General features: G+C 64.5%; 17 protein-coding genes. 1 reads left to right on the forward strand and 16 read right to left on the reverse strand.

Features of this window, described 5'->3' with window-relative positions:
• Positions 1-3: 3 nt before the first annotated feature.
• The 15 genes from DRB17_RS09865 to DRB17_RS09935 form a co-directional block, all read right to left on the reverse strand.
• Complete coding sequence (locus tag DRB17_RS09865) at positions 4-579, reverse strand: OmpH/Skp family outer membrane protein (protein WP_147274869.1); 576 nt, start codon at positions 577-579, stop codon at positions 4-6.
• 4 nt (positions 580-583) lie between these two features.
• Complete coding sequence (gene bamA, locus DRB17_RS09870) at positions 584-2,878, reverse strand: outer membrane protein assembly factor BamA (protein WP_241503797.1); 2,295 nt, start codon at positions 2,876-2,878, stop codon at positions 584-586.
• 30 nt (positions 2,879-2,908) lie between these two features.
• Entirely contained in the window at positions 2,909-4,039 is a 1,131-nt protein-coding gene (gene rseP, locus DRB17_RS09875) for an RIP metalloprotease RseP (protein WP_114582079.1), read from the reverse strand.
• A gap of 70 nt (positions 4,040-4,109) precedes the next feature.
• Positions 4,110-5,306: a 1-deoxy-D-xylulose-5-phosphate reductoisomerase gene (gene dxr, locus DRB17_RS09880; protein WP_114582080.1), complete on the reverse strand. Its 1,197-nt coding sequence runs from the start codon at positions 5,304-5,306 to the stop codon at positions 4,110-4,112.
• 35 nt (positions 5,307-5,341) lie between these two features.
• Positions 5,342-6,211, reverse strand: coding sequence for a phosphatidate cytidylyltransferase (locus DRB17_RS09885; protein WP_241503798.1), 870 nt, complete (start codon positions 6,209-6,211; stop codon positions 5,342-5,344).
• Complete coding sequence (locus tag DRB17_RS20475; protein ID WP_114582030.1) at positions 6,144-6,881, reverse strand: isoprenyl transferase; 738 nt, start codon at positions 6,879-6,881, stop codon at positions 6,144-6,146. Before DRB17_RS20475 ends, DRB17_RS09885 begins: the two co-directional genes overlap by 68 nt.
• A 3-nt stretch (positions 6,882-6,884) precedes the next feature.
• Positions 6,885-7,406 (reverse strand): ribosome recycling factor, encoded by a 522-nt coding sequence (gene frr, locus DRB17_RS20480; RefSeq protein WP_206607849.1) that lies wholly within the window; start codon positions 7,404-7,406, stop codon positions 6,885-6,887.
• Positions 7,407-7,448: 42 nt separating this feature from the next.
• Positions 7,449-8,174 (reverse strand): UMP kinase, encoded by a 726-nt coding sequence (gene pyrH / locus DRB17_RS09900; protein WP_114582032.1) that lies wholly within the window; start codon positions 8,172-8,174, stop codon positions 7,449-7,451.
• Positions 8,175-8,290: 116 nt separating this feature from the next.
• Positions 8,291-9,208 (reverse strand): translation elongation factor Ts, encoded by a 918-nt coding sequence (gene tsf / locus DRB17_RS09905; protein WP_114582033.1) that lies wholly within the window; start codon positions 9,206-9,208, stop codon positions 8,291-8,293.
• Between the two features lie 60 nt (positions 9,209-9,268).
• Entirely contained in the window at positions 9,269-10,186 is a 918-nt protein-coding gene (rpsB, locus tag DRB17_RS09910; protein WP_114582034.1) for a 30S ribosomal protein S2, read from the reverse strand.
• 201 nt (positions 10,187-10,387) lie between these two features.
• Positions 10,388-13,867, reverse strand: coding sequence for a DNA polymerase III subunit alpha (dnaE, locus tag DRB17_RS09915; protein ID WP_114582035.1), 3,480 nt, complete (start codon positions 13,865-13,867; stop codon positions 10,388-10,390).
• A gap of 179 nt (positions 13,868-14,046) precedes the next feature.
• Complete coding sequence (locus tag DRB17_RS09920; protein ID WP_114582036.1) at positions 14,047-14,739, reverse strand: ABC transporter ATP-binding protein; 693 nt, start codon at positions 14,737-14,739, stop codon at positions 14,047-14,049.
• A complete protein-coding gene (locus DRB17_RS09925; protein ID WP_114582037.1) occupies positions 14,732-15,976 on the reverse strand; it encodes a lipoprotein-releasing ABC transporter permease subunit in 1,245 nt (414 codons plus the stop codon). The genes DRB17_RS09920 and DRB17_RS09925 overlap by 8 nt, the downstream gene beginning before the upstream one ends.
• A 15-nt stretch (positions 15,977-15,991) precedes the next feature.
• Complete coding sequence (gene proS / locus DRB17_RS09930; RefSeq protein ID WP_114582038.1) at positions 15,992-17,311, reverse strand: proline--tRNA ligase; 1,320 nt, start codon at positions 17,309-17,311, stop codon at positions 15,992-15,994.
• A 103-nt stretch (positions 17,312-17,414) separates the two neighbouring features.
• Entirely contained in the window at positions 17,415-17,891 is a 477-nt protein-coding gene (locus DRB17_RS09935) for a hypothetical protein (RefSeq protein WP_147274870.1), read from the reverse strand.
• A 137-nt stretch (positions 17,892-18,028) separates the two neighbouring features.
• On the opposite strand from DRB17_RS09935, the gene DRB17_RS09940 reads away from it, so the two are divergent.
• Positions 18,029-19,327, forward strand: coding sequence for an NCS2 family permease (locus DRB17_RS09940; protein ID WP_114582040.1), 1,299 nt, complete (start codon positions 18,029-18,031; stop codon positions 19,325-19,327).
• A 201-nt stretch (positions 19,328-19,528) separates the two neighbouring features.
• Here the strand turns inward: DRB17_RS09940 and DRB17_RS09945 are convergent, their stop codons facing one another.
• Positions 19,529-20,083 (reverse strand): DNA-3-methyladenine glycosylase I, encoded by a 555-nt coding sequence (locus DRB17_RS09945; RefSeq protein ID WP_114582041.1) that lies wholly within the window; start codon positions 20,081-20,083, stop codon positions 19,529-19,531.
• Positions 20,084-20,089 lie beyond the last annotated feature (6 nt).

The raw sequence follows: 20,089 nt of genomic DNA on the forward strand, positions 1-20,089 counted from the left end.
AGCCTAGTTTTGCAAGCTGGAAACGTCGATTGAGGTCAGGCGGTCGTTCAGGCGTGTCAACGCGACATCCGTGATTTCCATGTCCTTGTGAACCAGGAATACCGAAGTCTTCGTTAGCACAAGATCGATGCCGCGATTCTTCATCACCTCACTGACAATCTTGGCCAGTTCCTGCTGTACCTGCCGGATCGCGCGGCCGTAGGTCTGATCGAGATTCTGTTTTCGGGTCTGGATATTCCGTTGCAGCTTTCCTACACGTTGCTCAAGCTGCTGCCGCTTTTTTTTGAACGCGTCTGATGACAGGATCGTGCGCTGCCGCGCCAGCTCCTCGTCCGCGGCACGCAATTCCTGCTCCTTCTTGCTGAGCTCTTCCTGGTAGTCGGAGCGCTGCTTCTCGATCTGTTGTTGTATTGAGCGAACGGCCGTCGATTCGCGCATGATCTTCTGCATGTCGATCACGGCGATCGTCGGGGATTCCATCTTGTCCGTCTGCGCGTTCGCGGGCACAGAATGGGCGGCAACGACAGCCATCAGTGCGAAGGCCGCGAGCATCGTGAGTATTCGCGTATATCGGGCCATCACTCTAGAACCTCGTACCGAAGCTGAAGCGGAAGATCTCTTCTTCGTCGAAGTCTTCCTTCACCACCGGGAAGCCGAGATCGACGTTGATCGGGCCAAGCGGCGATCGCCAACTCGCACCCGTGCCCACGGACAACCGGGGACTGCTTTCATCTAGAACCTCTCCCGGAACGTTGTCTACCCCCCAGGCCGCGCCGACATCGGTGAAGAAACGACCGCGGATCGGGAACTCGTCCGGCAATGGAAGCGGGAAACGGAGTTCGAGCGTGGATGTGTAGTATTGTTTGGCGCCGAGTGGATCGTCCGTCGCCTTGTCGCGTGGCCCAACACCGGCCGTCCTGAAACCACGGATCTGTGAGCCGCCGACGAAGAAGCGGTCGAGTACCCGGGTATCCTCCCCAATGCCGGTGATCTGCCCCGCCTCGGCGCCAACCCGCACCGTCCAATTATCCGATAACGGATAGTAGTAGTCGGCACCGGCGATGTTCTTGATCCACGTCACGTCGCCCCCGATCCCCGCAAAGGTGTTGCTGATGAACGCAGTCATGCCCTTGCGCGGATCAAAACGGCTGTCGCGTGTGTCGTAGCGCAAGGTATGGCTGACGGCCGAACGGTCGGTCGTACCCTCCTCTTGCTTGATGGCTACCGCGGCATCGCCATCGACATCGGTGATCTCACGCCGGCTGAATTCATACTTCCAGCTCTGCCGCCAATGCTCGATCACCTGATAACCGGCGCGCAGAGCGCCGCCGGTGCGCTTTTCATCGAAGGTCAATTCGTCCTGGTTGGTTTCCGTGCGGAACAGATCAAAACCAGCGGCCAGGTCACGCCCAAGGAAATATGGCTCGGTAAAGCCGAGGTCGATCTGCTGACGCTCCGCCGAGAGGGAGAAGTCCAGTCGAAGATCCTGGCCCTTGCCAAGCAGGTTTCGCTCGCGAAGCTGGATCGAGCCAAGCGGACCCGAGTCGGTGGAGAAACCGGCGCCGAAGCTCAAGCTGCCGGTGGACTGTTCCTCAACGTTGACGTTCACAATCGTCTTATCGGGTTCCGAGCCCTGCTCATTCTCCACCTGGACAGTCTTGAAGAAGCCCAGGTTTTGAACGCGCTCCCTGGAGCGGCGAATCTTCGATGCGTTGAACGCATCCCCCTCCACCACACGGAACTCCCGGCGGATCACGCGGTCCAGGGTCCGAACGTTCCCGGAAATGTCGATGCGCTCGATGAAGACCTTGGGGCCTTCCTGGATATCGTAGGTGAGATTGATGATATTCTCTTCGCGGTTCCGATCGACCCTCGGCTTCACGTCGACAAAGGCGTATCCAAGGTTGCCGACGGCCTCTGTCAGATTGTCGATCGACTCGTCCACCTCCGAGGCGTCGTACCAATCGCCTTTTTCGGTGGTGAGCTGGTTGCGAAGCTCCTCAGGATCCAGGTTCTTCAGCGTCGTTTCGATACCGATATCGCCGAAGGTATAGCGCTCCCCCTCGCTGACCGTGAAGGTCAGGATGAAGGCATCACGATCAGGCGTCAGTTCGGCAACCGCCGATTCGACCTGGAAATCCGCATATCCCTCGCTGAGATAGAAGCGCCGGAGAAGCTCCCGGTCAAAGGCCATGCGGTCGGGGTCATAGGTATCGTTCGGGTTCAGGAAGCGCCACCAGGCCGCCTCGGACGTCGCGACCTCGCTGCGCAGCGAACCGTCGGAAAAGGCCTTGTTGCCGACAAAGTTGATGGCGCGGACCTCGGTCTCGGGCCCCTCATCGATCTCGAACACCAGATCGACGCGGTTCTGCTCAAGCTGAATAACCTTCGGCTCGACCGTGGCCCCGAAGCGGCCGTTGCGGCGGTAGACCTCGAGAAGACGCTTCACGTCGTTCTGGACCTTCGTGCGCGTATAGACGACGCGCGGCCGCAGTTCGACCTCGTTGCGCAGGCTCTCGTCCTCGAGCTCGTCGTTCCCCTCAAAGGCGATCCGATTGATGATCGGGTTCTCGACGACGTTAACGATAAGCCGCCCATCCTCGCGACGCAGGGTCACGTCGGCGAACAGGCCGGTGTTGAATAGGTTCTTAAGCGATTCGTTGAGCGCGGCCGGATCGAAACGGTCGCCAGGATCGACCGTCAAGTAAGACCGGACCGTCGTCGGCTCGATCCGCTGCGTGCCCCTGACGACGATCTCGTCGATCGTACCGCCACTCATGATGGCTTGCGCCGACGCCGGCGTCACCGGCAGCAATGGCACCGCCAGCAGGATCAGAACCCCGGCGACGACCGCACGAAGCCCTGCACGAAAAACCACCCCCAAGTCGCCCCCCGTCTCAGCCTTGGCTCAAGTCACCAGTTGCTTAAAGAAAGCAACGACCTGAAGCTGCACCAGGTCGTTCCAGGTGACGAAAAGCATCAGCGTCAATACCAGAGCCAACCCAATCCGAAAACCGTATTCTTGGGCGCGCTCGCCCAGTGGACGCCCGCGCACGGCCTCGATCGCGTAAAACAGCAGGTGTCCGCCATCAAGCATCGGGATCGGGAAGAGGTTGATCAGGCCAAGGTTGATGGACAGCACGGCCATGAACCAGATCAGGTTCACCGTTCCGGTATCCGCGACCTCACCCGACATCTGAGCGATTCGAATCGGGCCACCCAATTCCTCGGCGCTTCGCGTGCCGGAGATGATCTGGCCGACGGCCTGCAACGTCCCCACCGTCAGCGCCGCTGTTTCCTCGCCAGCCTGAAGCAGCGCGCGGATCGGGCCGTGCCGGCGATACTCCATGCCCGACCGCGTCACACCCAGCAGGCCGATCACATGCTCATTGCCGAAGTTGTCGGTCACCTCGGTTCGAGTCGGGCGCGCGCTGACCTCCACGCGCTCGCCGTCGCGCCGCACCGCGATGGTGAGCTGGCTGTCGGGGTTGAGACGAACGATCCGCTGCACCTCCTCGAACCGCTCGATGCTCGCCCCGTCTATGGCGACGATGCGGTCACCGGGCTGGATTCCGGCCTGCGCCGCTGCGCTGTCGGACTGTACCTGGCCAACGACGGGCGGCGTGTACGGCTGGCCGTAGATCATGAACAAGCCAGCCAGCACCACGATTGCAAACAGGAAGTTTGCCAGCGGGCCAGCTGCCACGATCCAGGCACGCTGGCGCAATCGCTTGTATTGGAACGCGTACTGTTGCAGTTCCGGCGGAACATCGCCGGCCTCGCCCGGCTGGCTCGCCGCGTTGGCGTCGCCGAACATCTTCACGTAGCCGCCCAGCGGGATCAGGCTGAACTTCCACCTGGTGCCGGCCTTGTCGGTGCGGCCGAATATCTCGGGCCCGAACCCGATCGAGAAGACATCGACCCGCACGCCGTTGCGCCGCGCCAGCAGGTAATGTCCCAGCTCGTGCACGAAGACGAGGACCGTGAGAACGACAAGGAAGGGGATCAGATAGTCCGCGATGCCGCCGAAAATACCCATGAACTGCAATCCATCGTCTTGCCTGTGTGACACGCCTGAATGCGTCGCGAAACCCTGGCGCGCGCCGCGCTCAGGCGGAAATCCGCTCCACCCGTCGTCCGGCCGCATCGCGCGCGGCCGCATCGACAATGCCGATATCCTCGATGGATGTCACGGGCTGCACGCCAAGCTCACTCAGTGCAGCCTCGACGATCCCGGCAATGTCCAGAAAGCCGATACGCTCCTCCAGGAACGCACCGACGGCAACTTCATTCGCCGCGTTGAGAATAGTTGGCGCCGCGCCCGCCGTTTGCAAGGCTTCCCGCGCCAGGCGCAGCGCGGGGAAGCGGTCCTCGTCCGGCGCCTCGAAGCTGAGCTGTCCGATGGCTGCCAGGTCCAGGGGCTGCACCGGGGCGTGCATGCGGGTCGGCCAAGCCAGCGTGTGGGCGATGGGCGTGCGCATGTCGGGGGTGCCGAGTTGTGCCAGAACAGAGCCGTCGCGATAGGCCACAAGGCTGTGGACGATCGACTGCGGGTGGACCAGAACCTCGATGCGCGACGGCGGCAGGCCGAACAGATGGTGCGCCTCGATAAATTCCAACCCCTTGTTCATCATCGTGGCCGAGTCGACCGAGATCTTGGCCCCCATGCTCCAGTTCGGATGCGCCACCGCCTGTTCGCGGGTTACCGCCCGCAGGTCCGCCTTCGCAAAGGTTCGAAACGGGCCGCCGCTGGCCGTCAGGATCACACGTTCGACGGTATCCAGATGGTCGAAGTCGATGACTTGGAAGATCGCGTTATGCTCGGAATCGACCGGCAGCACCGTGGCGCCGTGGCGCTTCACTTCCGCCATCATAAGAGCGCCGGCGCAGACCAACGTCTCCTTGTTGGCCAGCGCCAGCGTCGCCCCACGCCGGATCGCGGCCAGAGACGGCTCCAGACCCGCCGCACCGACGATTGCGGCCATGACCCAGTCGGCGGGCCTCTCGGCGGCCTCCGTCACCGCGGATGCACCGGCGGCGGCCTCGATGCCGGTGCCCGCCAGCGCCTCCTTCAGTTCAACATAGCGCTCGGGATTGCCGATTGCAGCAAAGCGCGCCCCCACCGCCCGCGCCGCCTCGGCCAGGCCGGCCACGTTGTTGTGTGCCGTGACGGCCTCCACCTGAAACGCGGCCGGATGGCGCCGCACCAGATCCAGCGTGTTCGCGCCGACGGAGCCGGTCACGCCAAGGATGGCGATCCGTCGCGGCTCAGCCCCCCGAAACAGGCCTTCGACGTTGTTCGGCATCGGCGCCACGGGCTGGTCTTTCGGAATGGCCGGCATCATGCACCTTTCGTCAGCATGGTGGCGAACGCAACGGCAAGGCTTGCAGCCAGCAACCCGTCGGCCCGGTCGATGACGCCGCCATGTCCCGGAATCAGGTGGCTGGCGTCCTTCACGTCAAAGTATCGCTTGAATGCCGATGCCAGCAAATCGCCCAATTGCGCCACGACGGCGAGAGCGACACCGACGGCGGCCATGGTAAGGGGGCCGGGCAGCGACATTAACATACGGACTTCCGGCGCACCGAGCGCGAATCCCACGCCCACGGCCGCTGCCCCCGCCGCCCCGCCGAGCAGCCCGGCCCAGGTCTTTTTCGGGCTGATCCTGGGTGCCAGGCGCGGACCGCCAATCGCCCGACCAGCGAAATAGGCCGCAATATCGGTCGCCCATACGCTGGCTATCAGCCACGCCACCATAAGCAAGCCGCCTTCGCCAAGCTGGCGCAGCCACAGGAACGCAAGACATCCCGTACCCAGGTAGAATGCGGCTCCTGCCAATATCAATCCGGAACGTGTGCGTATTGCCGCGGGCACGCCCGCCGCCGTCACCGCCAATACCGCCAGCGCCAATCCGTAGCTGTAAAAACCAGCGCAGATCACCGCCGCCCCGGTTCCGGCCATGGCGACGACGGCCTGCCAAGGCTTTGAGGCGCCGAATACGACATTGCCGGCTTCCCATGTCATCGCGACACCGGCAATCAGCACCAGCAGATCGGTAAACGGCGAACCCGCGTAAATCGCCAGCAGAACGGGCGGCGCGAGCACGCCCGCCGACAGGATGCGCAAAGACAGGCCACTCACCTCAACGCGAACCGATTGCCGCGCCGTAGCGTCGCTCGCGCCGCTGATATTCACGAACGGCGTCGGCAAGATCCTCGCCCGAAAAGTCCGGCCACAGCCGGTCGATAAAGACCAACTCGCTGTAGGAACACTGCCAGAGCAGGAAATTGCTGATGCGCTTCTCGCCGCTGGTACGAATCAGAAGATCCGGATCCGGGATATCCGGTGCCGAGAGATGTTGCGCGAAGACAGTGGCGTCGATGTCCTTCGGGGCCAGACGTCCGGCAGCCACATTCTCGGCAAGCCTTCGCGAGGCCTCCACGATCTCCTGACGGCCGCCGTAATTCAGGGCGATGGTGAAGGTCAGCCGATCATTCTCCGCCGTCGTCGCCTCCGCATCCTCGATGAGACGGACGATGTCCGGCGCAAGCCGGGAGCGCTCGCCGATAACGCGCATCCGCACGTTGTTGCGGTGAAGCTCGGCGATCTCACTTTGCAGGTAGCGTTTGAGCAGCCACATGAGGTCGTCGACCTCGCTCAATGGCCGCTTCCAGTTCTCGGCCGAGAAACCGAATACCGTGAGATAGCGTATTCCCATCTCCGCCGCCGCGCGGACGGTACGGCGCACGGCTTCGGCCCCTTGACGATGTCCGGCCGTGCGGGGCAGCCCGCGTTCACGTGCCCACCGGCCGTTGCCATCCATGATGATGGCAACGTGCGCGGGAATATCCGTCACGACGTTCGGGCCAGTGCCGTCCATCGGCTAAACCTGCATGATCTCCTGCTCTTTGTGCTCCAGATGCTCGTCGATGGCCTTGATGTGGTCGTCGGTCAACTTCTGAAGCTGATCGGAGAGCCGCTTCTGCTCGTCTTCGGAGATATCGCCGTCCTTCTGCTGCTTCTTCAAAGCCTCCATGCCGTCGCGCCGCACGTTGCGCACCGCCACCCGGGCCTGCTCGGCGTACTTGCTGGCCACCTTCGACATCTCCTGGCGGCGCTCCTCGCTCAGCTGCGGGATCGGCACCCGGATCACCTGGCCCTCGGCCTGCGGATTGAGGCCCAACCCGGCGTCGCGGATCGCCTTTTCCACGGACGAAGCCAGTGAGCGATCCCATACCTGGACCGACAGCATCCGCGATTCCGGCGCGCTGACGGTAGCAACCTGGTTCAACGGCATTTCGGTGCCGTAGGCCTTGACCTTCACCGGCTCGAGAAGGCTGGAATGGGCGCGACCGGTACGAAGCCCCTGGAACTCACGCTTAAGCGCTTCAAGGGCTCCGTCCATTCGGCGTTGCAGGTCTGCGAAGTCCGCTGTTTCCGACACGGCTCAACCCTCGTCCTTCACGATCGTGTAAAGCCCTTCGCCGCACACGGCCTCGGCGAAGCTTCCGGGCTTGGTAATTGAGAATACGATAATGGGTATCCTGTTTTCACGCGCGAGCGAAATGGCCGAATGGTCCATAACGCCAAGATCCCGCGACAGGACCTCCATATATCCAAGCTGCCGGTACCGCTCGGCGTCTTTTACTTTGACGGGGTCGGCGCTGTAAACGCCATCGACCTTCGTCCCTTTCAGCAGGGCGTCGCACCCCATCTCGGACGCACGCAGGGCCGCCGCCGTATCGGTCGTGAAGAAGGGGTTGCCGGTGCCAGCGGCGAAGATCACCACCCGCCCCTTCTCCATATGCCGCAAAGCCCGACGCCTGATATACGGCTCGGAAACGGATGCCATCGGGATGGCCGACTGCACGCGCGTCGGAACGCCGATCTTCTCGATCGCGTTCTGCATCGCCAGCGAATTGATCACCGTGGCCAGCATACCCATGTAGTCGCCGGTCGCGCGGTCCATTCCCTTGGCCGCACCCGCAAGTCCGCGGTAGATGTTCCCGCCGCCGACAACCACACAGACCTGCACGCCAAGCTCGTGCACGGCCCTGATATCCTCGGCGATGCGGGAGACGGTTTCCGAGCACAGCCCGTACTCCCGCTGCCCCATCAGGGCTTCGCCGGAGATTTTCAGCAGCACCCGCTTGTACAGCGGTCTTTTGCCCATGACCCCACGTCTTGGTGTTTACCGGACCATTGCTCCGGTGGGCCAGCCTAAGCCGATTCCACCTTCGGCGTCGCCCCTGAATTATCCGGCGCGACGAGACGCGCCGGCAACAGGCGCTAGCTTGCCGCCGCTGCCTCGGCGCCCTCGCCTTCCTCGGCGCTCGCCTGCTCACCAAGCTGGTAGCGGACGAAGCCCGCGACCTTGACCGGAACACCCAGCGACTTCGACAGATCGTCGACGATTTGACGCACGCGGTTTTCGCCGTCCACGACAAAGATCTGGTCGAGCAGCGCGACCTCCTCGTAGAACTTCCGCAACCGACCCTCCACCATCTTCTCGATGATGTTCTCCGGCTTGCCGCTGGCGCGCGCCTGCTCGACCAGCACGGCCCGCTCCCGTTCCACCAAGGCAGGATCGACGTCCTCCTGGCTGACGGCCTGCGGATTGGCGGCGGCGACGTGCATGGCAAGCTGCTTGCCGAGGCTCTCCAGCTTGTCGGCTTCGGCATCCGCCTCGATCCCGACGAGCACGCCGATCTTGCCGAGGCCCGGCTTGAGCTGGTTGTGGACGTAGGACGCCACAACGCCCTTGTCGACCGATACCGCCGCGCAGCGGTTCAGCTTCATGTTCTCGCCGATGGTGCCGATGAGCTGCGTCAGCTCTTCCTCGACCGTGCGGCCAGTGCCCGGATAGCTGGCCTGCTTCAGCGCATCGAGGTCGCCGCCGGCATCCTGGGCCAGCGCGGTGACATTCTCCACGAACGCCTGGAACGTCTCGTTGCGGGCGACGAAGTCAGTTTCCGAGTTGACCTCGACGATAGCGCCCTTCTTGCCCTCGCTCTTGACGCCAATCAGGCCCTCGGCCGCCGTGCGCCCAGCCTTCTTCTGGGCCTGAGACAGGCCCTTCTTGCGCAGCCAGTCGACCGCCTGCTCGATGTCGCCATCCGTATCGGCGAGTGCCTTCTTGCAGTCCATCATTCCGGCGCCGGTGCGCTCGCGCAACTCCTTGACCATCGCCGCACTGATTTGCGCCATGGCGTGACCCTTTCCTTGCTTGCTCGTTCCCGATAAGACCCTAGACCTAGCAGCGTTGTGTTACGCGCTCGTGGTCTTCTCGGCCTCGTTGCTCTTGGACTCGGTTTCCTCGGCCTTCTCGCCCAGGGAAGCCGTGGCGCTGCTCTCGTCCCCGGCGGCCGGCTGCTCTGCCGGGGCCGCCTCGGCAGCACCCTCGCCCTCGCCGGCTGTTTCCGCGGCTTCGGGCGCCGCCTCGACCACAGTCTCGCCCGCGTCGGCCGCCTCGCCAACATCGGCGCCGGATGCCGAGAGCTCCGCCTGGATGCCGTCAAGCACGGCGTCGGCGAGCAGCTCGCAGTAGGCGTTGATGGCCCGGATGGCGTCGTCGTTGCCCGGGATCGGATAGTCGATGCCCTCCGGATCCGAATTCGAGTCCAGCACCGCGACGACCGGGATATTGAGCTTCCGCGCCTCCTTGATGGCCAGATGCTCTTTGTTCGTGTCGATGATGAACAGCACGTCCGGCAGGCCGCCCATGTCCTTGATACCGCCCAGCGCGCGGTCGAGCTTGTCCTTCTCCCGGTTGAGGTTCAGCAGTTCCTTCTTGGTGAGGCCGCTGCCGCCCTCGGCCAGGATGTCCTCAAGCTGCCGCAGGCGCTTGATGGAATGGCTGATCGTCTTCCAGTTGGTCAGCATGCCGCCAAGCCAGCGGTGGTTGACGTAATACTGGCCGCAGCGCTGCGCAGACTCGGCGATGTAGTCGCTGGCCTGACGCTTGGTGCCGACCATCAGCACGCGCCCACCGTTGGCGACGGTGCCACGCACGAACTCCAGCGCGCGGGAAAGCAGCGGAACGGTCTGCTGCAGGTCCAGGATATGGATGCCATTGCGCTCCCCATAGATAAAGGGAGCCATACGGGGATTCCAGCGACGGGTGGTGTGGCCGAAGTGGACGCCAGCTTCCAGAAGCTGGCGCATGGTGAATGTCGGAAGCGCCATCTCGTACCTCTTTTCCGGTTCGTGGCCGCCGCGGGCGGGAATCCAGAATGCCTGGACACCGGATCGACCGGACGGGGATGTCTCCCCCGCCGGCCGCAGAAGCCCGCGTGTGGGTTAACTCAAGCTTGCGCCGCTAGATAACGATCCTCCGCGGCGAATGCAAGCGCAAAGGCGCGCTTTTGCTGCCCCACGCCCTCACCATCACACGTCCTGCACGACGACGCCCGGAAGCGACTTCAGCGCCTGGCGGGCACTGGGCGACAGGCGGTAAGTGTCGGGCAGTTCCATCTCCACCTCCTCGCCGCCGTCGAGGCCGAGCACGAGCGAAACCTTGCCCCTACCTCGGCCCTCGCGCGCCAGGATGCTCTTCAGGTTGTCCACAGGGCGCGTGTCCTTCAGAAAGATGCGCAGCCCCGCGGCCGCGTGCGCCACCGCCTGATCCAGATCCTCGATCTCGACGGCGGAATAGCGCAGGTCGTCGCCGTTAACCCCGACGTCCAGCGTCACCAGCACCGGCTGTCCGGCCACCAGCAGGTCGCGCGCCTTGTTCAGTGTCTCGCTGAAGACGATGGCCTCGTAGACGCCGCTGGCGTCGGAAAGCTGCACGAAGGCGAACTTGTTGCCGCTCTGCTTGGCGCGACGCTCTTGCTTGCCGACGACAATCCCGGCCACCTTCTTGCGGCCCGGCTCGACCCGGATCAACTTCGGGATATCGCCGAAGGACACCACGCGCAGGCGCTCCAGGCTCTTGCCGTAGGCGTCCAGCGGGTGCGCCGACAGATAGAAGCCAATGGCGTCGAACTCGTGGCGTAAGCGGTCCATCGCCGGCCAGTCCTCGACCTGCGGTAGCGCGATCCGCGGCGTCTCGGCGGCCCCGCCGCCGAACAGGCTGGACTGGTTGCTGTCGCGCTCGCTGGCCGCGACAGCGGCGTGACGCACCAGCAGGTCGGCCGCCTTGTAGACCTGATGCCGGTTCGAGTTCATCGAATCGAAAGCGCCGGCGCAGGCAAGCTGCTCGATCTGACGCTTGTTGATGAGACGGGCATCCAGACGCTGAGCCAGATCGCTCAGGTCCTTGAATGGCCCGCCGGCCTCCCGCTGCGCCACAAGCGCCGTCATGGCGCCGTGCCCGACGTTGCGGATGGCCGCCAGGGCATAGCGCACGCCGCGCTGGCCCTCTTTCGCCGTCTCGACAGCGAAATCGGCGCGCGAGCGGTTCATATCCGGCCCCAGCACCGGGATACCCATGCGATCGAGTTCCTGGCGGAACACGTTCAGTTTGTCCGTGTTCGCCATGTCGTACGTCATGATCGCGGCCATGAACTCGACCGGGTAGTTCGCCTTCAGATAGGCCGTCTGATAAGCGACCATGGCATAGGCGGCCGCATGGCTTTTGTTGAAGCCATAGCCGGCGAACTTGGCGATCTGGTCAAAGATAGCCGAGGCCTGCTTCTTGTCCACGCCGCGCGCGGTCGCGCCCTCGATAAAGGTCTGGCGCTGGGCGTCCATCTCGGCCTGGATCTTCTTGCCCATGGCGCGGCGAAGCAGGTCGGCGGCGCCAAGCGAATAGCCCGCAAGTTCCTGAGCGGCCTGCATCACCTGCTCCTGGTAGATCATGATGCCGAAGGTTTCCTTCAGCACGCCTTCCAGGGCCGGGTGCAGATAGTCCGGCTCCTCATCCCCGTGCTTGCGCTTGATGTAGGAGGGGATGTTGTCCATCGGACCCGGACGATAGAGCGCGACGACGGCGATGATGTCCTCGAAGCGGTCGGGCTTCAGCCGCTTCAACACATCGCGCATGCCCGAGGATTCAAGCTGGAATACGCCGACCGTGTCGCCGCGTGTGAGAAGGTCGTAGGTATCCGGGTCGTCCAGGGGAATCATCGACAGGTCCGGCGGTGTCTCGCGCTCGGCAATCAGTTCCAGCGCCCGCGCCAGCACCGTCAGCGTCTTGAGGCCGAGGAAGTCGAACTTCACCAGCCCGGCCTTCTCGACGTCCTTCATGTTGAACTGCGTCACCGGCATGTCGGCGCGCGGATCGCGGTAGAGCGGAATAATCTCGTCGAGCGGCCGGTCGCCGATCACCACGCCGGCAGCGTGGGTCGAAGCGTGGCGGTATAGGCCCTCCAGCTTGAGCGCGATATCGATCAGGCGCGCGACGCTCTCGTCCTCGTCGCGCTGCGCCTGCAGCATCGGCTCGCCCTCGATGGCCTCGGCCAGCGTCACCGGATTGGCGGGGTTGTTCGGCACCAGCTTGCAGATGCGGTCCACCTGCGGGTACGGCATCTGCAACACGCGGCCAACATCGCGCAGCACCGCGCGCGCCTGCAGCTTTCCGAAGGTGATGATCTGCGCCACGCGGTCGTGGCCGTACTTCTTCTGGACGTAGCTGATGACCTCGTCGCGGCGGTCCTGGCAGAAGTCCACGTCGAAGTCCGGCATGGACACGCGTTCAGGGTTCAGGAACCGCTCGAACAGCAGGTTCCACCGCAGCGGGTCCAGGTCGGTGATGGTCAGCGCCCAGGCGACCACCGAGCCGGCGCCCGAGCCGCGGCCCGGTCCCACCGGGATGTCCTGCCCCTTCGCCCACTGGATGAAGTCGGCGACGATCAGGAAGTAGCCGGGGAAGCCCATCCCCTGGATCACGTTCAACTCGTGCTCCAGCCGCTGCCAGTAGGGATGGGCCGCCTGCTCCCGCGCCGCCTCGTCCATCTCCGGCGTGAAGACCTGCGTCTCCAGCCGCTCCCTGAGCCCTGCCTCGGCCTGCGCGCGCAATTCCTCCGCCTCGCTGCGGCCGCCGGCGGTGTCGTAGGCCGGCAGCATCGGATCGATGGGCTCGGGGAAATATGCGCAGCGGCGCGCCACGGCGAGCGTGTTGTCGACCGCCTCCGGCAGGTCGGCGAAGAGCGCGCGCATCTCCTCGGCCGACTTGAAGTAGTGTTCCGGCGTCAACGTGCGCCGGTCGTCCTGGTTCACATAGGCGCCCTCGGCGATGCAGAGCAGCGCGTCGTGCGCCGCGTGCATCTCCCGGTCCGCGAAGAACGCCTCGTTCGTCGCCACAAGTGGCACGTCGAGGTCGAACGCCATCTCGACCAGGGCATCCTCGCTGGCCTCTTCCTCGGGCAGGCCGTGGCGCTGCACTTCCGCGTAAAGACGGCCGGGGAAGGTGTTGACAAGCCACTCGAATGCCGTTTTTGCCTTGTCGTGCTTGCCCGCCGCGAGCAGCCGGCATACGGGTCCCGCCGGCCCGCCGGTCAGGCACAGCAATCCTTCCGAATGAGCGGCCAGGTTGTCCCAGGTGACGTGCGGCGCCTCCCCGGTCGGGGTCAGCAGGAAGGCATCCGAGGCCAGCTTGATCAGATTTTGGTAGCCTGTCTCGTCCTGGACCAGCAGCACGAGTTGGTCGGGCGCCGGCACCTTGCTGTTCTGCGCATTCGCCGCGGGCTCGTCGTTGCCGTTCCCGGCGACGGAAATCTGGCAACCGACCACCGGCTGGACGCCCGCCTTCGCAGCCGTCAGCGCGAACTCAAGGACGCCGAACAGATTGTTCGTGTCGGTCATCGCCACGGCCGGCATGCCGTGCGTCTTGCACAGCTCCACGAGCGGCTTGACCTTGATCGCCCCTTCCGAGAGCGAATAGGCGGAGTGGACTCGCAGGTGGACGAAGTCGGCGTGGTTCATGCTGACATTTGTTGGCGTTTGATGACGTTTGCAGACGCTCGAAGATTTCGGGACGGCAGCACCGACGGCGCGTGAAGGAAACTTCCTAACGTCCTGATATTAAGATATAACCGTCGACATTATCGACCGCGCCTCTCGGTTAGTGTGCCCGTACCGGCCCGAGTCCGGCAACGCCTTCTTCACACCTGAACGATATGACCGTCCTCAAGCCGCAGGGTGCGGTCCATCTGTGCGGCGAGGTCCAGGTTATGCGTCGCCACAAGGGCGGCAAGACCGACGTCCCTGACCAGTCCGGTGAGCATCTCGAAAACCCGGTCGGAGGTGTGCGGATCGAGATTGCCCGTCGGCTCGTCCGCCAGCAGCAGGCTGGGGGCGTTCGCCAGCGCGCGGGCCACCGCCACACGCTGCTGCTCGCCGCCCGACAGGCGCGCGGGCCGGTGCTCCATCCGCTCGCCAAGCCCCACGCGGCTGAGAAGTTCCTGCCCACGCTGCCGGGCATCGCGCTTGCCGACACCCGCAATCATCTGCGGCAGCACCACGTTCTCCAGCGCCGAGAACTCGGGCAGCAGATGGTGGTACTGGTAGACGAAGCCGATGGCACCCCGGCGCAGCCGCGTGCGCTCTCCATCCGACATCGCGGTACAATCGGCGCCGGCGACGCGGATCGAGCCATCGTCCGGCCGCTCCAACAGCCCGGCGATCTGCATCAGCGTGGACTTGCCCGACCCGGAGGGCCCCACAAGCGCCACCATCTCCCCGGCCGAGACCTGCAGCGATGCGCCCGCCAGCACGTGCAGCGCCCGCTCACCCTGCCGGAAGGTCTTGCGGATCTCCTGGATATCCAGCGCTGGTGATGCCGCGCGATCACTCATAACGCAGCGCCTCAACTGGATCGAGCCGTGCCGCCCGCCAAGAGGGATAGAGCGTCGCCAGTAGCGACAGGGCCAGCGCCATGAGCACCACGGAGACGACCTCGTTCGGGTCGACCTTGGCCGGCAGGTTCGACAGGAAGTAGATCTCGGCGGCGAAGAGCTCCGTTCCCGTCAGGCTTTGCAGCCACTGCCGGATGGTCTCGATGTTGAGGGAGAACGTCAGGCCCAGCACGAATCCCAAAAAGGTGCCAACGACGCCGATGCTGGCCCCCGAGATCAGGAATATCCGCATGATCATGCCGCGCGTTGCGCCCATCGTGCGAAGTATGGCGATATCCGCGCCCTTGTCCTTCACCAGCATGATCTGCCCGGAGATGATGTTGAACGCCGCCACCAGGATGATGAGCGTCAGGATCAGGAACATGACGTTCCGCTCAACCTGGATAGCGTTGAAGAAGCTGGCGTTCGCCCGCTGCCAGTCAACCGTGCGATAGCCGGGCCCCAGCACGCGCGCGATCTCGCCCCGGACTTCGTCGACGGTGTCGGGATCGCGCACGAACACCTCGATGGCGTTCACCGTGTCGCCATGCTTGAAGAACTTCTGCGCGGCCGCCAACGGCAGGTAGATAAAGCTGCTGTCGTATTCGTACATGCCGACCTGGAACAGGCCGGCGATGGGATAGCTCTTCACGCGCGGCACGGTGCCCATCACCGTGGTCTCGCCGCGCGGCGTCACCAGCGTGAGCCGGCTGCCCGATCCCAGGCCCAGTTTTTGCGCAAGGCGGCTGCCGACCAGGGCGCTCTGCCCGTTGTAGCCGTCAAGGCTGCCGGAGACGAGGTTGTTGGCGACGAGATCCCGGTTCCGCAGGTCCTCCGCGCGCATTCCGCGCACGACCGCGCCCGAAGCGTTGCCGGCATGGGTCACCATCACCTGCCCCTGCACCTGCGGCTGGGCCAGCGTCACCGCGCCAAGCCTCCTCAGCTTCTCGCTCAGCGCCTCGTAATCCTCGATCGAGCCATCGTCGGCATAGATGGTGATGTGCCCGTTGACGCCGAGGATGCGCTGCAGCAGCTCCTGCCGGAAGCCGTTCATCACCGCCATGACGATGATCAGCGTGGCCACGCCAAGCGCGATGCCGAGCAGGGAGAACCCGGCAATGACCGAGATGAAACCCTCTTGCCGCCGTGCACGCAGGTAGCGGAAGGCGACCGTCCGCTCGAAGGCGCTGAAGATCATCGCGCGCGGCCGGCCCTAGGCCGCCAGCCGGGACAGGGCGGAATCGCCGGAAAGCTCGTGCCGTTCGCCGGTGGCGCGGCGCTTGAGCTCCACCGTCCCGGCCTTCAGGCCGCGCGGCCCGACCACGAGCTGCCACGGCAGGCCGATCAGGTCCATCTGCGCGAACTTGGCGCCCGGGCTTTCGTGGGTGTCGTCGTACAGCACCTCGATTCCCGCGTCCCGCAGCTTCCGGTACAACTCGTCGCAGGCCTGGCTGCAGGCTGCGTCGCTCGGCTTCAGGTTGACGAGGCCGACCTGGAACGGCGCCACGGCGTCCGGCCAGACGATGCCGTTATCGTCGTGCGAGGCCTCGATAATCCCGCCGACAAGACGCGACACGCCGATGCCGTAGGAGCCCATGTGCACTGGCACGCTTTCCCCGTCCGGGGTGGAGACGTGGGCGTTCAGCGGCTCGGAGTACTTGGTGCCGAAGTAGAAGATGTGCCCCACCTCGATGCCGCGGCGATGCACGCGCTTGTCCTCCGGCACCTCCTTCTCGAAGGTCGCCTGGTCGTGCATGTCGTCGGTGCGCGCGTACTGCCCGGTCCACTCGTCGACGATGGGTTTCAGGTCGCCCTCATAGTCGATGTCGCGGTCCATGACGTCGAAGTCGATCAGGTCGCGGTGACAGAACAGCTCGGTCTCGCCGGTATCGGCCAGCACCACGAACTCGTGGCTCAGGTTGCCGCCAATGGGCCCGGTCTCCGCCTCCATCGGAACCGCCTTCAAACCCATGCGGGCGAAGGTGCGCAGGTAGGAGACGAACATGATACGATAGGCCCGTATCGCGCTTTCGTAATCGAGGTCGAAGGAATAGGCGTCCTTCATCAGGAACTCGCGCCCGCGCATCACGCCGAAGCGGGGGCGCACCTCGTCCCGGAACTTCCACTGGATGTGATAGAGGATGCGCGGCACGTCGCGGTAGCTGCGCGCGCCGGCCCGGAAGATCTCGGTGATCAGCTCCTCGTTCGTCGGACCGTACAGCATCTCGCGGTCATGACGGTCGCGGATGCGCAGCATCTCCTTGCCGTAATCCTCGTAGCGGCCGGATTCGCGCCACAACTCGGCCGACTGGATGGTCGGCATCAGCAGCTCCTGGGCACCGGCGCGGTCCTGCTCCTCGCGCACGATCCGCTCGATGTTGCGCAGCACCTTGTAGCCCAGCGGCAGCCAGGAGTAGATGCCGGCGCTTGCCTGGCGGATCATGCCGGCGCGAAGCATCAGGCGGTGGGAAACGATCTGGGCCTCCGCCGGGGTCTCTTTCAGCGTCGGCAGGAAATAGCGCGACAGACGCATGGCTGTCCTTCAAGCTCGATAGGGAACGACGACACGCCGCGGCCTGCGACAACCGCGGGCGGCGGGACTGTATGGGATGGCCGCCCCCTTGTCTATGCCCCGGCTAGCCGCCTTCGCCGGCGTTTCCGCCTTCGCCTTCCCCGCGCGGCACCTCCTGGCACTTGCGGGCAAGTTCGGCCTGCTCTTCCGGGGTCAGCGGCTGCCCGTTGAAGGTGGCGTGACCGTCCTTTACGTCGATGCGCACCGTGCCCACCTGGACATCGCCCTCGTAGCGACGGTCCGAGGGCAGGTTCAGCCTGTCGAAGAGATCGACCTCGATCGGGATGGTCACCGTTTCGGGCAGCTCGATCTTCGAGCCGCCGTAGAGGTCCGGGGGCGTCACCGGATTGCCGCGTACATCCACGCCCGGTTCGTATTCAACGTCCGGCGCGCCGACATACTTGACAAGTCGCGCACAGTCGGCCTTGGTCACGCGGATCGTCCGTGCCTCCGCGCCCATTGTCGGCGGAGACGCGACGGTTTGCAGCACGGCGAGCGTGAGCGCAAGACCGAGAGTCGGCGTTACAGGGGGACGCATCATGGTCGCGCATTGTGCCGCCGCTGCTTTAACAAAGCCATAAGGCCGTCGGGGGCGGCCGGCATTCGAGTTGACAGCAGACGATGGCCACGCCCAGGCGGCGAAGCGGCCATCGAGAGCGTGCGTTCGAGGGGGGCGGCATGCTGGAACGTTTCTTCGGCCTGGCCGAGCACGGCACCGACGTGCGGCGGGAAATCGTGGCGGGCGCGACGACTTTCCTGACAATGGCTTACATCATCGTCGTCAATCCGGCGATCCTGTCCGACACTGGGATGGATTTCGGCGCGGTTTTCGTAGCGACCTGTGTCGCGGCGGCCATCGGCACGTCGGTGATGGGCCTCTACGCGAACTATCCCATCGCGCTGGCGCCCGGAATGGGGCTCAACGCGTACTTCGCCTATGCCGTGGTCGGCGGCCTCGGGTTCAGTTGGCAGGTGGCACTGGGCGCCGTCTTCCTGTCGGGCGTGATCTTTCTGGTTCTCTCCGTCCTGCCGGTGCGCGAGTGGATCATCAACGCGATCCCGAAGACGCTGAAAATGGCGATCTCCGCCGGTATTGGCTTCTTCCTCGCCATTATCGCCCTGAAGAACGCCGGCGTCGTCGTGGATAACCCGGCGACCCTGGTCGGCCTTGGCAACGTCACCAGTGCAAGCACGATCCTGGCCGGGGTCGGCTTCGTGCTGATGATCGCGCTCGACTATCGCCGCGTGCCCGGGGCCGTGCTGATCGGGATCATCGTCATCAGCTTCATCGGCATGCTGCTTGGCATATCCGAGTTCAAGGGCGTCGCCTCGCTGCCGCCGAACCCGTGGCCGACCTTCGCCCAACTCGACATCGCCGGCGCGCTTCAGGCCGGTCTCGTGACCATCGTCTTTGCCTTCCTGTTCGTCGACCTCTTCGATTCGGCGGGAACGCTGGTCGGTTTGGCCCACCGCGCCGGGCTGTTGGACGAAAACGGCCGCCTGCCGCGACTGAACCGGGCCCTTTTCGCCGATTCCACGGCGACGGTCGCCGGCTCCGTGCTCGGCACCTCGACGGTCACCAGCTATATCGAGAGCGCGGCGGGCATCAAGGCTGGCGGGCGCACCGGCCTGACGGCGATGACGGTGGCCGCCCTGTTCCTGCTGGCACTGTTCCTGTCGCCCCTGGCGCAGTCCGTGCCCTCCTATGCAACCGCGCCGGCATTGCTGTTCGTGGCCTGCCTGATGGCCCGCGGCCTGACCGAGATCGACTGGGACGACGCAACAGAATACGCGCCCGCCGTAGTGACCGCGATCAGCATGCCCCTGACCTACTCTGTCGCCGACGGCATCGGCCTGGGCTTCCTGACATACGTGGCGACGAAACTGTTGAGCGGCCGCTTCAACCAGGTTTCGCCGGCGGTTCTGCTGATCGCCGTTCTTTTCGCGGCGCGTTTTGCGTTATTGGACATTGGCTAGGCGCGCACTATCGGATATGGTCTTTGCCACGCGGCGCCGATCCCATAGCAAATTCCAGACGCGGCACGGCCCTGGTCTGGGGAGGTAGCGTCCCAACCGGACGCGGCGAGGAACGATAAGGCGGCGTAACGCGCGAACGGGCTCCCTTTCAGCTAAAGGGGGCCCGTTGCGATTCCGGTTTGCCCTCGCCCGCCCCGATTTTCAGATCGCGTAGATATCCGGCGGAACTTGGCTCCAGGGCGGCTCCAGCGCGGCGATGCGGGCGTGCACCGGACAATCCGGCGTGTGCGCGCCGGGCAGGTAGCCGATGGACATCAGGAACTCGCCCACGATCTCTGGCCCGGTAAAGCGGAAGGTCTTCCGGAACAGCCGTACCCAATCCGCCTTCGCCATGGGATGTTGCGCGGCCAGCCAGCGCGCGAAAGAGCCGTGGCTGCACCGTAGTTCCCGGATACGCCGCGCATTGGCAATCGCCGCCTCGATCTTCAGGCGGTTGCGGATGATTCCCGCGTCCTGGCGCAGGCGCGCGACATCCGCCTCGGAAAATGCGGCAACCGCATCGACGTCGAAGCCCGCATAGGCGAGACGGAAACCATCCCGCTTCTTCAGCATCAAGCCCCAGGATAGCCCGGCCTGGTTGATTTCCAGGATCAACCGTTCAAACAGGATAGCCTCGTCATCGACGGGAAAGCCGTACTCAGTGTCGTGATAGGGCGCGTGCAGCGGATCGCCGGCTGCGTAATCGCAGTAGGCCATGGGCCA

This window comes from Ferruginivarius sediminum (assembly GCF_003344765.1).
In the GTDB taxonomy this organism is placed as follows: domain Bacteria; phylum Pseudomonadota; class Alphaproteobacteria; order Kiloniellales; family Rhodovibrionaceae; genus Ferruginivarius; species Ferruginivarius sediminum.

Bases quoted from the DNA above. Each gene is read 5' to 3' on its own strand.
- DRB17_RS09865 (WP_147274869.1), bottom strand. From the start codon at position 579: ATGGCCCGATATACGCGAATACTCACGATGCTCGCGGCCTTCGCACTG.
- rseP (WP_114582079.1), bottom strand. From the start codon at position 4,039: ATGGGTATTTTCGGCGGCATCGCGGACTATCTGATCCCCTTCCTTGTC.
- dxr (WP_114582080.1), bottom strand. From the start codon at position 5,306: ATGCCGAACAACGTCGAAGGCCTGTTTCGGGGGGCTGAGCCGCGACGG.
- DRB17_RS20475 (WP_114582030.1), bottom strand. From the start codon at position 6,881: ATGGACGGCACTGGCCCGAACGTCGTGACGGATATTCCCGCGCACGTT.
- frr (WP_206607849.1), bottom strand. From the start codon at position 7,406: ATGGACGGAGCCCTTGAAGCGCTTAAGCGTGAGTTCCAGGGGCTTCGT.
- pyrH (WP_114582032.1), bottom strand. From the start codon at position 8,174: ATGGGCAAAAGACCGCTGTACAAGCGGGTGCTGCTGAAAATCTCCGGC.
- tsf (WP_114582033.1), bottom strand. From the start codon at position 9,208: ATGGCGCAAATCAGTGCGGCGATGGTCAAGGAGTTGCGCGAGCGCACC.
- rpsB (WP_114582034.1), bottom strand. From the start codon at position 10,186: ATGGCGCTTCCGACATTCACCATGCGCCAGCTTCTGGAAGCTGGCGTC.
- dnaE (WP_114582035.1), bottom strand. From the start codon at position 13,867: ATGAACCACGCCGACTTCGTCCACCTGCGAGTCCACTCCGCCTATTCG.
- DRB17_RS09920 (WP_114582036.1), bottom strand. From the start codon at position 14,739: ATGAGTGATCGCGCGGCATCACCAGCGCTGGATATCCAGGAGATCCGC.
- DRB17_RS09925 (WP_114582037.1), bottom strand. From the start codon at position 15,976: ATGATCTTCAGCGCCTTCGAGCGGACGGTCGCCTTCCGCTACCTGCGT.
- proS (WP_114582038.1), bottom strand. From the start codon at position 17,311: ATGCGTCTGTCGCGCTATTTCCTGCCGACGCTGAAAGAGACCCCGGCG.
- DRB17_RS09935 (WP_147274870.1), bottom strand. From the start codon at position 17,891: ATGATGCGTCCCCCTGTAACGCCGACTCTCGGTCTTGCGCTCACGCTC.
- DRB17_RS09940 (WP_114582040.1), top strand. From the start codon at position 18,029: ATGCTGGAACGTTTCTTCGGCCTGGCCGAGCACGGCACCGACGTGCGG.
- DRB17_RS09945 (WP_114582041.1), bottom strand. From the start codon at position 20,083: ATGGCCTACTGCGATTACGCAGCCGGCGATCCGCTGCACGCGCCCTAT.